This window comes from Selenomonas sp. GACV-9 (assembly GCA_900116485.1).
In the GTDB taxonomy this organism is placed as follows: Bacteria; Bacillota; Negativicutes; order Selenomonadales; family Selenomonadaceae; genus Selenomonas_A; species Selenomonas_A ruminantium_G.
Window position 1 is genome coordinate 169060 of record FPAX01000005.1, and the last position, 14693, is coordinate 183752.

The window sequence follows — 14693 nt, forward strand, 5'->3', positions numbered from 1 at the left end:
CTGCTCACCTCCCTTCGCGGTGATGCCTCATCAGAACGATGTCCTGGCTTCAAAGCCTACAATGTAATCATTGCCCTCGCGTTCCAGCGTCATGCCCAGCCGGTCGTTGAAATCATACTGGATACCATAGCGATTGACGTTCGTACTGCCGCCAAGACTGCGGGTATATTTCAGCATGACTTTGTCCGAGATATATTTTCCCATCTGAACATTAAAATCGTATTTGTTTCTGTCATTTTCTTTTTCCCGATGATCGAAGGCCGAGCCACTGCCACGGGAAATCGCAAACTGATCCAGGTAGAGGAAATCGCGCATGGCCCCCTCAACCTCCGACAAGAAGCTCATCTGCAGACCTACGGTCAGCAGATCCCCAGCAGTCATATTAGCCTGGCCATTCTTATACGCATCACGCAGCGTAAGGAGCTGGATGATCTGGGTCTGGCTCATCGGCGGACTTGAGGACAGCTTGATCTGCATATTGCCCAGCGGCCCCTTAGCCGCCAGGAATACCCGTGTCCGCGTCAGTTTCGTATCTGCAAAGAAATCGATGCTCGGCAGGAACGATGCCACCTGATCGAAGGTTGCCCGTCCTTCACGGATGGCAAACTCCGTCTTGAGATAATTGATCGTACCGCCGCGCTTGACCTCGAGACTGCCCGACATTTTCGGATGACTGACAATCCCTCCCGCATGTACCTGACCAGTCAGGTACATATCATAAAGATACGGACTGTAGAAATGCACTTTCCTGCCGACGTTGACCTGCACATCAAGCACAGCCTCCGGCATAGCGCCATCGCTGTCTGGAATAGCTGGAACCGAGATAAGGCAGTTATCGAAATCAATCTGCCCATAGATCTTGGGCAGCGTATGCCCGTAAAAATCCGTATCAAACACACGGAACTCGCCCGTAAGCGGCCCCGTAAACACACCGCTCTGTATATCCAGCTTATTGAATTTCAAAGCCAGATCATATTTCTTCGGTGTAACGCCATCAAACTGTATATTACCAGTCAATGTATACGTACCATCGCCCATTTTACCAGAAAATTCCCGAACTGTCATCTGGCTGCCATCAAATACGATCTGCGCATTCATATCTGTCACCGGTGTGGCAATCGCCTTGAACTTGACCGCCCCATCGGCTACACCTAGCGTACCATCAACCCTCGGATGGGCCAACGTACCACGGATCTTCAAGCTGCCCGTCGTCGCACCAACAGCCCAGTCTATTTCCTTCGACAGAGTCGGCAAAAGCGACAGATCAGCCTGATCCAGGCCCACTGTCATCTGGATCTGCTCAATATCATCAAGCTGTTCATCCTTATGGGCAAAAACAGCCCGCAGCGGAACGATACCTTGGGCACTGGCCTGATAAGTCCGCTCCCCCGCTGTTTTCTTTACATTCAGCGTATCCACTTGGACAAGGCCGTTTTTCAGATGCAGCTGGCCGTCCAAACTGTCAAAGGTCGACCCCTGCACGCCACCGTTACGTCCCTTGATGGTCACATCAGCAGATGGATTTGTCAGAACGCCGCCAAACACGGCCTCGATATCAGCTGTGCCGATGACCTCCGTCTGGATACCTGCCATCTGCGCAAACATTCCCATCGAAAGATTCGTGGCCGATAGCCGCGCAGCCAGCGGTCCACCATCCAGGCCCGCACTGCCCGACAAGGTCAAAAGACCGGTATCTCCCTGACAAGCCGCAAACTTATCGACATACAGCACTTTATCCAGCAGACGAAGGTCAAAAGCCGCATCATGGACGTCGTAATCGCCCACTGTTCCCTTAGCCATTGCCCCTGTCAACTTGACCTGCGGATTGCTGATTGTCCCTTTCACTTCGGCTGTACAATCAAGCCTTCCCTGTACAAGATCATTCTTGAGATTGCAAAGGGCTGACAGCGCATTGATATCAGCATTGGCAATGGTTACATTGCCCGTCAAGGCCTCTGTCTCGGTATTGACTGATGCCGTCACATCATAAGTGCCGCCATTCTGCTCAAAGCGGAACTTATCAAGATCTGCGATGCCACGCCGATACTTGACCAGACCATGCAGATTGGTGATTTCCTGCTCATTGAGGATAAGGCTGGCAGCCTCAAGCGTACCATAAAATTCCGGACTGCTGATGCGCCCACGGATGAGTCCCTTGAACGTACCATGCCCACTGACCTCATAGGGCAGCTTATGTTCCACACGTTTGAGGTCGATATCCCTGGCCGCCACCTCCATATTGAGGTTCTGGTTTCGGTCAATGGTACCATTGAGCACCATATCGATCATCGGCGAGTATGCATGGAAATCCTGCAGGCGGATAATGCCGTTTTCCAGGAAATAGTCGCCATCCATACCGGAAAGCAGTACCCCATGGTAACTGCCGCGATAGAAATGGATATAGCCAACGCCCTTCGGATTGTCGAGCGTCCCGGTAAAGGTGATGATATTATCGACATTACCGGTAATCGGCTGATCTGGTGCCACCAGCGCCGCAATATCCTCCATGCGAGCGCCCATCGTATCGATCTGCAGGTTCAACCGGCGCTCCCCGGTAAAGCCGACAGAACCAGCCACCCGCCAGACCTCCTTGCCATTCTTCTCCATCAGGAAGTCATCGATATGGATGCCATCAAGGCTGCCGCTGGCCATGAGTTTCAAGCTGTCAAACGGTTGCTTGAACAACGTGCCGTTAAGGCCGGAAAATTTGAGCTCAACCTGCGGATTTGCTGCCGGCCCCTGCACCGTGCCCTTGAAATCACTGATGCCCGTAAGGTCAGCCTGCGGCTCCAGCTTGCTCAGCAAGGCCAGATCGAAATGCGCCCCATAGAATGCCAGATCAAGCTGCGGTGCCGTGAGCACATCGGTCACTGTGCCCTCAATCCCCAGCCGGCTCTTGCCCGGCAGGTTCATGCTGACAAAGTCGATGGCCAGATCGTCACCAGCCAGATAGAACGAACCGTTGAGATTCTCGATTGGCAGGGCCTTATAGGTGCCATCCTGCAGTTTGGCATTGCCATACGCCTGCATGTTCTCCCAATCCGTTCCCTTGCCGCTCACCCCGATGTCGCCCGACACCCGTCCCGTGACAGCACTGACTGCCGGAATGAATGCGGCAGCTTTGACCATGTCCAGCCCCTTTGCCTGCACATGTGCCGTATAGCTTAGGTCCAGAGTCGACAAAGCCGCCTCGCCCTCGATATGACCACCCAGCAGATCTGCCCGCAAATCCTGGGCAAACAGATGCCCATCCTGATAGCGGACCTTCGCGGAAAGGTTCTGGAATGGTACCGACAGCGCCGTTCCTGCCTCTACCTTTACTTCTCCATCAACCAATGGATTCTGGAACGTCCCCTTGAGCTTGGCCTTGAAGGCTGCCGCCCCCTGATAGGGGATATTCGTCAGCACTTTGCCCGGGTCGAATGCCTCCGACGCAACATCAAGATCCATATAGGGTTTGCCCGTATCCAAACGGATCTTGCCATGAGCACTGGCCTGCTGCCCACCAGCCTCAGCCTCAACAGATAGCAGCACCTCAGCATCCGTAAAGGCCGTATGCCCTTTGATGCCCGTGATGTCTGTATCCATGACGCGCAGCGCACCATCGGTAAGATCTGCCTCGCCGCTAAACGACAGCTGGCTGCCATCGCGAAATACGTGCAGCTCCGACTGGCTGATCCTGCCACCCGCAATCGTTACTTCCTCGGGCAGCGTCCCTGCCGGCAGCCAGCCAAGATAATCCTTGATATCCACATTCTTGATGGCCACGTTGAAAATCTGCCGTGCATCATCAAAGGTTCCCTTACCCTCAATAGCCGCACCTTTATGGACTGCCGCCACCTCCGCTTTCATAGCCGGATAATCAGCAAAATCCAGCGAGCCTTTGACATTCGTCAGTACGATTTCCTGCCCCTGCAGCCGGCCAGTCACCTGACCATCTTCCACCCGGACGATTCCATGGAACTGCTGGCTGCTCGGCTGCGCGCTTGCCACATCCTCATAGTTCCAGCTGCCATCATCACGCTGCTCGACAACAGCTGTCACATGGGAAAGAGTAACTTCCTTTACCGCATCAGCCGGTGCTGAAAGCGCAGAAAGCAGGCGGTAAGTCACCTGGGCTTTATCTGCCCGTGCGATGACCTCCGCCTGCTTATCGTAGATTGCCAAATCGTGCAGCTCGAGGGTGCGCAGAGACTTTACCTCTATCGCCCCCACATCGACCTGCACGCCAAGGACCTCCGTTGCCACCGAGGATACCTTCTGGCCCGCGGACTCCATAAAGGCACTGGTCTTCACATAATACCAAAAGCCTGTCGCCCCCAGTATGATTATGCTAAAGACAACTGCCAGTATTTTCAATGATTTCCGCTTCATGATATACCTCTCTACAAGGCCTGTCCCTGGCTATATTTATCCTGGCAAACTTATTTTGCCATTTCCTCTGCTACGGCAGCCGTATCCTGAGCTGCATCTGCTTTCTCGGCAACTGGCTTGACCTCTGCCTCACCAGCTGCTTTTTTCTCTTCTACCTGCTTAGACTTAGCTGCCTGGCGCACCTCACGCTCAACCTGACGGCCAGCTTTGGCCTCCTCTTTCGAAGCTTTCTTTGCCTCTTTCGTCACTTCAAGCACAGCATTGTCGTTGAGCTTGGCATCCTCGCGAACCTTTTTGACGCGATTGCCTGCCTGTTGCGACTCGCGGTACTTCACGACGTCGATGTCCACCGGCAGGCCCATGGCCTTATCCAGTGCGGCCTTGCTCGTATTGTAATCATACAGCGCCGTATAGTAGTTCGTGCGAGCCGCCGTCAACTTCTCGTTGGCATCCATGACATCAAGATTCGTGCCCACACCTGCGCTGTAGCGAACCTGAGCAATCTTGTAGTCTTCTTCCGCCTGGGTCACAGCGACTTGCGTTGTCTGGATGTTCTTTTCTGCCGCCTGCAGACTCAGATAAGCCGTGCGCACCTCAAGCTGGATTGCTTCGTCTTTCTGATGCGCAGCCTCCTGTTTCTGGAGCAGGCCAGCCTCAGCTGCCTCGACGTTAGCCGCCGTCACACCATTGTCAAAGATATTCCAGGAGGCTTCAGCACCAGCCACCCAAGTCTCCGTATGATTGTCCTTGAACCCGCTGTCGCCAGCAATCGTCTTGCTGGCTACTGCCTTGACCGACGGATAGTAGCCGGAACGAGCCGTATTGATGCCCGCCTCAGCCTGCTTGACCGCATAGTAGGCTGCAGCACCATCGGCGCGGTTAGCCAGGGCATACTTCGTGCAGTCATCCAGTGACAGGTCGTATTTCGTGTATTTGAGCTGGTCGCGGATATCGAGTACCGTGTCCGTCGGCAGACCCACGACATTGTTGAGGGTAGCAATGGCAACGTCATAATTGTTCTGTGCCGTTACCAAAGCCTGCTGTGCATTGGCCAGCTGTACCTGGGAGGCCAGCACATCGGATTTCGCTACCGTGCCGACACGGTACTGGGCATTGACATTGTCAAGATGCTCCTGCAGCGTGTTGACAGCATCCTGCTGGACACTGATGAGATTGCGGCACTGCAGGATCTTATAGTAATCTGCCGTAGCCTCATAACGGATGCTCTGTTTCGTATTCTCCAGCGTCACATCTGCCTCGTTGAGTCCATAGCCTGACTGGTCGATAGCTGCGCGCAGCGAGCCATCATAGAGCGGCATTGCTGCCTGCCAGGTATTGCCGAACTGTGAACCATCGATACCCTGCAGCTCATACGTACGACCGCCAATGCGCTCAGCCGTAGCGGCCCACGAGAACGTCACGCCTGTCTTGCGGCGATAGGCCGACAGGTTCCACTTGGCACTCTCGACTCCGGCCAAGGCCCCCTTGATATTACGGTTGTTCTCCAGTGCCATCTGCACGCTGTCCTTGAGATCCAGCTGCACCGTATCGGCAGCCAGTGCTGTACCAGACACCATCATCATAAGTCCGCCCATAACAAGAGCCGTCAGTTTTTTATGAAAAGCTTTATTCGTCTTCACGATTGTATCCTCCCCTGAAATCATGTATTTTATATAGATGCCAGCCTATGCCGGCAGAGATTATCGAAAATCAGAACGACTGCCTGATACCCACAAAGGTCGCACGATGGTCGCTGTCATTGACATCGTTCATCTGGCCCAGCAGCCAGGTATCGCTATTTCCGAGACGGTACTGCGCCCGCAGGCGTACTGATGGATCATGGACATCGTAGACATCCGCCGAAAACTTGAACTTATCGCCTGCATACGCATCGACACCGACGCCAGCCTCGCCATAGATCACGCCGCCCCGCGCACCGAAATTGCCGAAACGCGTGCCTGCCTGGAAATTGCCGCGGCCGGAACTGCCGATATTATCCATACCAAAGGACAGGAAAGGACCTTCAGCCGCCCCCACATTGACATTGAAGTCCGTGCTCCACTTGTCCTTGGCGCCGCTGTACAGCACATCGACCTCAGGCGTCACCTTGATAGATTCGAGCTGCTGCTTCATTTTTCCTGCCTTTTCGGTCAGTTCACGCGTATTGTGGATGATAGCCTTTGTATCCTCGATGGTCTTCTCGTCACCAGCCACTTTCGCGAGGCCCTCGGCGATGACGCGGATCTTATCACTGGCCTCAGCGATATTGTTAAGCGTCAGCCGCAGGTTCTCAGCAGTCTGCGGGTCGGCCCCCACCGTTGCCAGATTCGTCATCATGGCCTCGACAGTATTGGCCGTCCGGTTGAGGCTGGACGTCATCGCATTCATGTTGCCGAGCATCTGGTTGATGTTGCCTTGATTAGCCTGGGCCATGTTCTCAAAAGCCGCCATCATGCCGTTGATATGCGCTGTCGTGTCGCGCATGTTCACGGCCATCATGACAATCGACTGCTGGAAGTCCGGATTGCCAAGAATATTATGCATATCGGCAATAAGCCCCTGAGCCTGGTCGACCAGCTTGGCCAGATTGCCAAACATCGCGTCCATGCCTTCTTCCTCCTGGCCAATCAGATAATCGCCATCTTCCACCCAGCCTTTGGAGGTATCCATCGGCACGATGTTGATGAACTTCTCACCCATGACGCCGGCCGAACCCACCGTCACCTGCGAGCCCTTGGGGATTTTCGCATCCCCATTGATATGCATCGTCACCGTGACCCCCCGGCCATCGTTCTTGATATCCTTGACCTCGCCGACCGGCACCCCCGAGAGACGTACCGTCGACTGGGGCTGCACGCCAATGACCTGCCGGAAACCAGCATAGAGCGTATAGCCCTTATCGCCGCCGAGCTTGAAGCCGCTGAGCATGATGAGAACCCCTGCAAAAAGTGCCAACCCCACTAACGTAAATGCGCCTACCTTTGCCTCTGTTGTCATCATCCCTGTGCCTCCCTATCTATCGCTACCGTGCGGAAAAAAGCCTGTACCCTCGGATCCTTGCTCTGCTTGATATTTTCCACCGTATCAAGAGCAATGATATCACCTTCATGAACCATCGCAATGCGGTCGGCAATGTGGCAGGCACTGACCATGTCATGAGTGACCACCACCGATGTCACGTCCAGTGTCTGTTGGGTATGCATGATGAGTTCATCGATTTTTGCCGTCATCAGCGGGTCAAGCCCCGAGCTCGGTTCATCGTAGAAGATGATATCGGGGCCAAAGGCAATGGCCCTCGCCAGGCTCACACGCTTCTTCATGCCGCCCGACAGCTCACTGGGCATGCGTGCAGCAGCATTGTCAAGGCCCACAAGATGAAGTTTCTCCTCAACGATGCGCTGGATTTCTTCCTCGGAATGATCCGTATGCTCGCGCAGGCCAAAGGCCACATTGTCGCCGACAGTCATCGAATCGAACAATGCCGAATACTGGAACACCATGCCCATATGCAGACGGACCTTGTCGAGCTCCTTCTCGGACATCTGCGAGATTTCCTTGTCGCCAATCCAGATCTCACCTGCCGTCGGCCGTATCAGGCCGATAAGCAGCCGCAGCAGTGTACTCTTGCCTGAGCCTGAGCCCCCGATGATGGCAAGCGTCTCCCCGTCTTCAATTGTCAGATTGATATGGTGCAGGACTTCTTTTCCACTGAAGCTCTTGCACACATCTACCAGTCGAATCATGATTCCTCACATTTTAACAGCAGTATCTGCAATCAATACAGGATAAAAGTCAATACGGCGTTCAAGATGAAGATGACGATAATCGACGAAACCACCGTCTTGGTGGTCGCCTTGCCGACGCCCTCAGCGCCATCGGGACTGTGCAGGCCGTAATAGCAGCCCAGCACAGCAATGACATTGCCGAAGAACACCGCCTTGATGACACCGCCCGTGAGATCAAATACCTCGGTAAAGCGATGGATCGAGTCCAGGAACAGATAAGAGCTGATGCCATTATAATAGACCGCCACGAACCAGCCGCCCACAACGCCAATGACATCGCCGAACACCGTAAGTATCGGGACAACGATCATGCAGGCAATCATGCGCGGCACAATGAGATAATTGACCGGACTCACAGCCATGACGCGCAAGGCATCGATCTGCTCGGTGACCTTCATCGTCGAGATCTCGGCCGTGATGGCCGCTCCCACGCGGCCTGCACAGACGACACCGACCAGCACTGGGCCAAGCTCGCGGCCAATGGCAATCGAGATGATGCCACCAATCGTTCCCTGCGCACCAAAGCGGATCAGGATGTCTGCCGTCTGCAATGTCATTACCACGCCGGTGAACAACAGCGTCAGACTCACGATAAGCAGGGAATCCACCCCAAGATGTGACATCTGGGCCAGGATATGGCGAAAACGCGGCTTGTGGCCAAGCTCACGCATCGTATCGCGGTAAAGCAGCACAATCGTGCCAAACTCCTCAAACCGGCGCAGTACAAACGCACCGACGAGTTCCAGCAATCTCAGCAGCTTCACCATCTCCCTTTTCCCTTCTACAGAGAATACTCCTATCCTATACTACCTTTCGATTTTAGCAGAGATAACCGAAATAGTAAAGATTAGTTTACTATTTTTACCGGAAATTTCAACTTCTTTTTCCCGCAAAATCCCGCTATAATAAGAGAGATTCTACTGCGTGAATTAGGAGGTTTCTATGCCAAAGAAAGTATACGCCGTACGCGCCGGACGCGCCTGCGGCATCTTCACGACCTGGGCCGAGTGCAAGAAACAGGTCGATGGTTTCACTGGGGCCCGCTACAAAGGATTCACCGATATCGGTGAGGCCCTGGCCTGGCTGAACGGCGGCGAGCGCACTATGCCTCAGACTGCCGCCCGGCGCACCGCCACCCCAGCCAGACGTGCAACAGCCCCGCAGCCAGCCACACCTGCCATCCCGGACAGCGAACAGGATTACGTCATCTACACCGATGGCTCATGCCTGCGCAACCCCGACGGCCCCGGCGGCTGGGCCGCCGTCATCACTGACGTGCACACTGGCGAAGTGACTGAGCTGCACGAAGGAAATCCCAGCACCACCAACAACCGCATGGAACTATCGGCTGCCATCGCCGCCATGTCATTTCCGCAGGCCCCGGCCAAGATTGCCATCTACACCGACAGCCAGTACCTCAAGAACGGCTTTACCAAGCACTGGCTTGCCGCCTGGAAACGCCGCGGCTGGAAAAAGGCCGACGGGAGTCCCGTGCTCAACCAGGATCTATGGATGAAACTCGACGAGCTCTACGCCCGTCACCAGATCACCTTCCACTGGGTAAAAGGCCATGTCGGCGTCGACCTCAACGAACGCTGCGACCAGCTGGCAAAGAGCGAGGCCATGAAATACCTGTAAAACAAAACCAGCAGCTGCGGCCAAGCCGCAAACTGCTGGTTTTCTTATTGATTGCTATGCAAGACATTCTGCTCGATACGCGCCATCAGCTGGCGCAGGTTCTCGCACTCTTCCTGGCTAAGACCAGCCAGTGCCTGCTGGCGGTGCGCTGCCACAGCCTGTTCCAAGGGCGCGCAGAGGTCCCGGGCCTTTTCCGTCAGGAACACGGCCTTGCCACGCGTTCCCTGCTGCTGTTCCCGCCGGACGATGCCCTTTTGCTCAAGCTTGGACACCGTCTTGGACACCGCCGCCGGCTCGACCCCCAACAGGTTGATGATATCGGCCTGCGCAATGCCGTCATGGCGGCGCACGAGATTGAGTATCGTCCACTCCGAGCCATAGATGCCCGTCGGCGATATACTGCTGTTGAGGGTCTTGCCAAAGGCCCGCATCGTCTGATAGAGCTGATGGATCAGCTCATCCTGCCACTTTGCCGTATCGATATGTCTCACCTCATTTTACCTATCTTAGCCTCATTATAGCAGAATCCAGCTCAATCCTCTATCTCCTCTGGCACAGCTGCCGGCTGGATGAAATGCGTAAGCAGGGCAAAGGCCAGGAACAATACCATGACGGTGGCCACATAGCGGTACATAGCGATATAGCCGATGGCATCGGCCACACCGCCCAGCACAAGGATGCCCGTACTCGTGCCGATGTCCAGCATATTGTAGAAGGTGGCACTGGCTGAACTGCGGCGGTCAGCACGCACCACATTGAGCATCCAGGTCATCAACGCCGGCAGCAGCAGCCCAGCCCCCAGGCCATAGAAAGCAGAAGCCGTCAATAACAGCGTCAGGCTATTCGCCATCAAGATGATTCCGAGCGCCACCAAGTAAAGCACTGCCCCCGGCAGCACGACAGCAAATGCGCCAAACCGGTCAAGCAGGCGGCCGCCGAACGGACGCGAGATAAAGATGAACACCGTACCGACAATGAAAAACAGACCCGAACTCGGAATGCCCGCCTCAGCCGCCATCATCGCGATAAACGTATTGACGCTGCCATAGGCCGCCCCAAAGAATATCGTCAGCACAGCCGGTATGCCTGTGCCATGTTCATAAAACCGGTTGCGGATTGACGAATGCAAGGCCGGCCGCGGCAGCTCCGACATTTTCTCCGGCGCATGGCAGATGCGCGCAGCGATAACCGCGCCAAAGGTCACGAGGCCCGATGTGGCAAACAGAGCTGCAGGGCTGAAATCCATCAGCAGCATGATGCCCAGGGCCGGTGCCATAGCCATGGCCACAGTCGATCCTAGGCCAAAATAGCCAATACCCTCACCGCGGCGCGCAGCCGGAATGACATCTGCCGCCAGGGCCGCCGCAAAGGTCGTCGTCAGTCCAAAACCGAAACCGTGGATGATGCGGGCTGCGATAAGCCCTGACACCGAATCAAACACAGAATAGCCCGCCGTCGCCAAGATCGACAGCCCTAAACCGAGATACAAGCACTTCTTCTTGCCCAGTGCCCGCACCCCCGTATCGGTAAACAAGCGGATAAAGATTGCCGAAAAGCCGAAAATGCCCGCAATCAAACCAATCTGCTGGCCGCTGGCCCCCAAGCTGGCCACATAGACTGGCAGCGTCGGCAACAGGAAATGGAACCCTGCAAACAGCAGCCCATTTGTCACCACCAAAGCAATAAAATCAATCGTCCAAAGTCTTTCCTTTTGCATATTCATGATCCTTTCCTCATTTTATATTAACTAGTTAATTTAACTAGTCAATTGTATGGCAATTATAATAAAAACAGCTTTGCTTGTCAAACAAAGTCATAAATTTCCTTTATCTGACAAACAAAGCTCATCCATATCTTTTATTGCCAACGCGCAAACAGATCATGCTCTACGCCGAGCTGGTCGCAGATCTTGCCAACCAGCATGTTGACGAGATCGTCCAGCGTCTGCGGCCGATGATAGAAACCTGGGCTCGCTGGAATGATGCGGGCTCCCGTCTGGGAAAGTTTCAGCAGATTCTCCAGATGGATCGCATGCATCGGCGTCTCCCGCGGCACGATAAGCAGCGGACGGTACTCCTTGAGGGCTACGTCAGCTGCCCGCGTCAGCAGGTTGTCCGATACGGCATGGGCGATACTGCCGGCCGTCTTCATCGAGCACGGCACGATGACCATCGCATCCATGCGAAACGACCCGCTCGCAATGGCCGCACCGATATCGCTATTGTCGTAGAGCACATCGACACGCTGGGCAAAGGCCTCCCGACTCACGCCGCACTCATAGTCCAGCACCCGCCAGCCGCTGTCCGTGACAACAGCATGCACCTCATGGCCAGCCTGCCGCAGCGTATCGATGAGCCGCAAGCCATAGATGCTGCCACTGGCTCCGGTAATTCCCACAACAATCTTCATAGCTCTCCCCTTCTTTCAGCAAAAGAGCCTCCCAGCAGGGAGGCTCTAAATCGTTCTGTCTTAAAGTTCAGCTTTCTTGATGACTTCAACGCCGCCCATATACGGTACGAGTACCTTCGGGACGATGACGCTGCCATCTTCCTGCTGATAGTTCTCGAGGATGGCGGCAACCGTACGGCCAACAGCCAGGCCCGAACCGTTGAGCGTATGCACGAACTCCGGCTTGCTCTTGGCATCGCGGCGGAACTTGATGTTCGCGCGGCGTGCCTGATAATCCGTGCAGTTCGAGCAGGACGAAATCTCACGGTACTTGTTCTGAGACGGGAACCAGACCTCGATATCGTAGGTCGTAGCCGACGTGAAGCTCATATCACCCGTGCAGAGCTTGACCACATGATACGGGATTTCGAGCAGGCGCAGGACATCTTCCGCATTGTCAACCATCTTGTCGAGCTCTTCCCAGCTGGTCTCCGGCGTGCAGAACTTGATCATCTCGACCTTGTTGAACTGGTGCTGACGGATAAGACCACGGGTATCGCGGCCAGCGCTGCCAGCCTCAGCACGGAAGCAGGCCGTATAGCAGCTGAAGTACTGCGGCAGCATCTTGGCATCGAGGATCTCATCGCGGTAGTAGTTCGTCGTCGGAACCTCAGCCGTCGGTACGAGATAGTAGTCAAGGCCTTCGAGCTTGAACATATCCTCGGCAAATTTCGGCAGCTGACCCGTTCCCGTCATGCTGTCCTTATTGGCCATGTACGGAGCGAGCATCTCGGTATAACCATGCTTATCGGCATGGAGATCCATCATGAAGTTGATGCAGGCACGCTCAAGGCGTGCGCCCATGCCCTTATAGAAGGTGAACCGAGCGCCCGTGACCTTGGCTGCGCGGTCAGCATCGAGGATATCGAGGTCCGTGCCGATATCCCAGTGAGCCTTCGGCTCAAACGTGAATTCACGCGGCGTGCCCCATTTGCGGACTTCCGGATTTTCCGTGTCATCCTTGCCGATGGGAACATCTTCACGCGGCATGTTCGGAATATGAAGCAGGATATCGCGAAGTTTCTCCTCAACCTCTTTGAGCTCGCCATCGAGTTCTGCGATCTTCTGGCCCACCTCACGCATCTCCTTGATGCGCTCGTCCGCATTCTCCTTGTTCTTCTTCATCGCGCTGATTTCCTTGGAAACCGCATTGCGCTGGCTCTTGAGCGTCTCCGTCTCCTGCAGCAGCTCACGGCGGCGTTTCTCGATGCCCTCGAAGTCATCAAGATTCAGCGGATTACAACGATTCTTGAGCATCTGACGGACTTCGTCAAGATGTTCACGGACAAACTTCATGTCTAACAAAATACTCACTCTCCATATCTCAATACAATCGAACGGATCATATTATTTCCTGTCATTCCATTTCTCTATTATATCGTCTAAAAGAACCTCGGTCAATATTCAGACACTTATCTCAAAATGCTCCTTCTCATCGGGGCTTGCTGGCGGTTTCCGGACGATCTTCTTGGGCTTTGCCTTGACCTCTGGCGGCATGGCCGTCACCTGCTCGCGATATTGCTGCGCTGCCTGCTTAGGTGCCGCGGCAGCCGACTCGCCACGCGAGGGCCGCACTGGCACAGCGCGGCTGGCTTTTGCCGCTGCCAGGCGCTGTTTCGCCTCAGCACGAGCCTTGCGCAGCTCGGCCTCAGCATCAAGCTGCTCCTGCTCCTCAAGCTGCCGCAAGGCCTCATCAGGAGTAAGACCACGCAGATTCATCGCCGTCTCATCTTCCACCGGCGTCATGGCCTGCCGGATGTCCTCAGCCGAGAGTTCCCCCTTGCCGCCGCGGCGCTTTTTCATGGCGACACGGAAAAACACAAAGGCCAGGATTGCCACCGACACAAATGTAAAGGCCCAGTAGCCCACTCCCTGCGTCGTCAATGGCGATGGCTGCTGAGCTGCCGCGGTCTGTGCTGTCTGTGACTTCTGAGCAGCAGACTGATCCTGCTGCGTGGCGTCCTGCATGGCCGCAGCCGCCTGCGGGTCAGTCTGCACCACAGTATTGCCACCGCCCTGCTGGTTACCGTTTTCCTTCTGCCCCTGCGCCGCATTCTTGGCCTCCGGCCGTTCCTGGGTCGTCTTCGAGAGCGCGCCATCCCCGCGCGCCACAGCCTGACGGGCCTCAGTCTCCTGCCGCTCAGCGTCGGTCTGATGGCCGCTCTGGGGCACCGTCGACTCCGTCACACTGCCACCGCCCCCAATCGTCACCTTCGGAACCGAAGGCGGCGTCGGCGGTGTCGGCGCCACCGGTGGTGTCACTGCCATACCATTCCCTCCCCATCATTCATTATCTTCATTATACCCCATCCCGCCCGAAATATACACTGCCCTTTACCTCTATGTCTATACGTCAAATTGCAGTTTGTCTGTCAGTGCGTGCGGAACGGAATCCCGATAGTACGCAGCTCGGGGTTCACGGGGTAGTACTTTTTCTGTTTCCGCTGA

11 protein-coding genes are annotated in these 14693 nt (G+C 55.2%); 1 reads left to right on the top strand and 10 read right to left on the bottom strand.

The window, feature by feature from the left end; all coding sequences use genetic code 11:
* Positions 1–30: 30 nt before the first annotated feature.
* The 5 genes from BM322_RS06890 to BM322_RS06910 all read right to left on the bottom strand — a co-directional run bounded on the left by BM322_RS06890 (position 31) and on the right by BM322_RS06910 (position 8917).
* Entirely contained in the window at positions 31–4374 is a 4344-nt protein-coding gene (locus BM322_RS06890) for a translocation/assembly module TamB domain-containing protein (protein WP_075429163.1), read from the bottom strand.
* A gap of 50 nt (positions 4375–4424) precedes the next feature.
* Positions 4425–6014, bottom strand: a complete 1590-nt coding sequence (locus tag BM322_RS06895; RefSeq protein ID WP_318254560.1) for a TolC family protein — start codon at positions 6012–6014, stop codon at positions 4425–4427.
* A 70-nt stretch (positions 6015–6084) separates the two neighbouring features.
* On the bottom strand, positions 6085–7374 hold the full coding sequence (locus tag BM322_RS06900; RefSeq protein WP_318254561.1) for an MlaD family protein: 1290 nt from the start codon (positions 7372–7374) through the stop codon (positions 6085–6087).
* Positions 7371–8117: an ABC transporter ATP-binding protein gene (locus tag BM322_RS06905; RefSeq protein ID WP_075429165.1), complete on the bottom strand. Its 747-nt coding sequence runs from the start codon at positions 8115–8117 to the stop codon at positions 7371–7373. Before BM322_RS06905 ends, BM322_RS06900 begins: the two co-directional genes overlap by 4 nt.
* Positions 8118–8149: 32 nt before the next feature.
* Positions 8150–8917, bottom strand: coding sequence for an ABC transporter permease (locus tag BM322_RS06910; RefSeq protein WP_075429182.1), 768 nt, complete (start codon positions 8915–8917; stop codon positions 8150–8152).
* Between the two features lie 184 nt (positions 8918–9101).
* Between BM322_RS06910 and rnhA the strand changes: the two genes are divergently transcribed.
* Positions 9102–9797: a ribonuclease HI gene (gene rnhA / locus BM322_RS06915; RefSeq protein WP_075429166.1), complete on the top strand. Its 696-nt coding sequence runs from the start codon at positions 9102–9104 to the stop codon at positions 9795–9797.
* 44 nt (positions 9798–9841) lie between these two features.
* Here rnhA and BM322_RS06920 read toward each other — a convergent pair whose 3' ends face one another.
* The 5 genes from BM322_RS06920 to BM322_RS06940 all read right to left on the bottom strand — a co-directional run bounded on the left by BM322_RS06920 (position 9842) and on the right by BM322_RS06940 (position 14513).
* Complete coding sequence (locus BM322_RS06920; RefSeq protein WP_075429167.1) at positions 9842–10288, bottom strand: MarR family winged helix-turn-helix transcriptional regulator; 447 nt, start codon at positions 10286–10288, stop codon at positions 9842–9844.
* 41 nt (positions 10289–10329) lie between these two features.
* On the bottom strand, positions 10330–11520 hold the full coding sequence (locus BM322_RS06925) for an MFS transporter (protein WP_318254562.1): 1191 nt from the start codon (positions 11518–11520) through the stop codon (positions 10330–10332).
* Between the two features lie 134 nt (positions 11521–11654).
* Entirely contained in the window at positions 11655–12206 is a 552-nt protein-coding gene (locus BM322_RS06930) for a UbiX family flavin prenyltransferase (protein WP_075429168.1), read from the bottom strand.
* Between the two features lie 60 nt (positions 12207–12266).
* Positions 12267–13550: a serine--tRNA ligase gene (serS, locus tag BM322_RS06935; protein WP_075429169.1), complete on the bottom strand. Its 1284-nt coding sequence runs from the start codon at positions 13548–13550 to the stop codon at positions 12267–12269.
* Between the two features lie 99 nt (positions 13551–13649).
* Positions 13650–14513, bottom strand: coding sequence for a hypothetical protein (locus tag BM322_RS06940; protein ID WP_075429170.1), 864 nt, complete (start codon positions 14511–14513; stop codon positions 13650–13652).
* Positions 14514–14693: the final 180 nt, after the last annotated feature.

Excerpts from the sequence above, each read along its gene's own strand:
- BM322_RS06890 (WP_075429163.1), bottom strand. The coding sequence starts at position 4,374 with ATGAAGCGGAAATCATTGAAAATACTGGCAGTTGTCTTTAGCATAATC.
- BM322_RS06900 (WP_318254561.1), bottom strand. The coding sequence starts at position 7,374 with ATGATGACAACAGAGGCAAAGGTAGGCGCATTTACGTTAGTGGGGTTG.
- BM322_RS06905 (WP_075429165.1), bottom strand. The coding sequence starts at position 8,117 with ATGATTCGACTGGTAGATGTGTGCAAGAGCTTCAGTGGAAAAGAAGTC.
- rnhA (WP_075429166.1), top strand. The coding sequence starts at position 9,102 with ATGCCAAAGAAAGTATACGCCGTACGCGCCGGACGCGCCTGCGGCATC.
- BM322_RS06925 (WP_318254562.1), bottom strand. The coding sequence starts at position 11,520 with ATGAATATGCAAAAGGAAAGACTTTGGACGATTGATTTTATTGCTTTG.
- BM322_RS06930 (WP_075429168.1), bottom strand. The coding sequence starts at position 12,206 with ATGAAGATTGTTGTGGGAATTACCGGAGCCAGTGGCAGCATCTATGGC.
- BM322_RS06940 (WP_075429170.1), bottom strand. The coding sequence starts at position 14,513 with ATGGCAGTGACACCACCGGTGGCGCCGACACCGCCGACGCCGCCTTCG.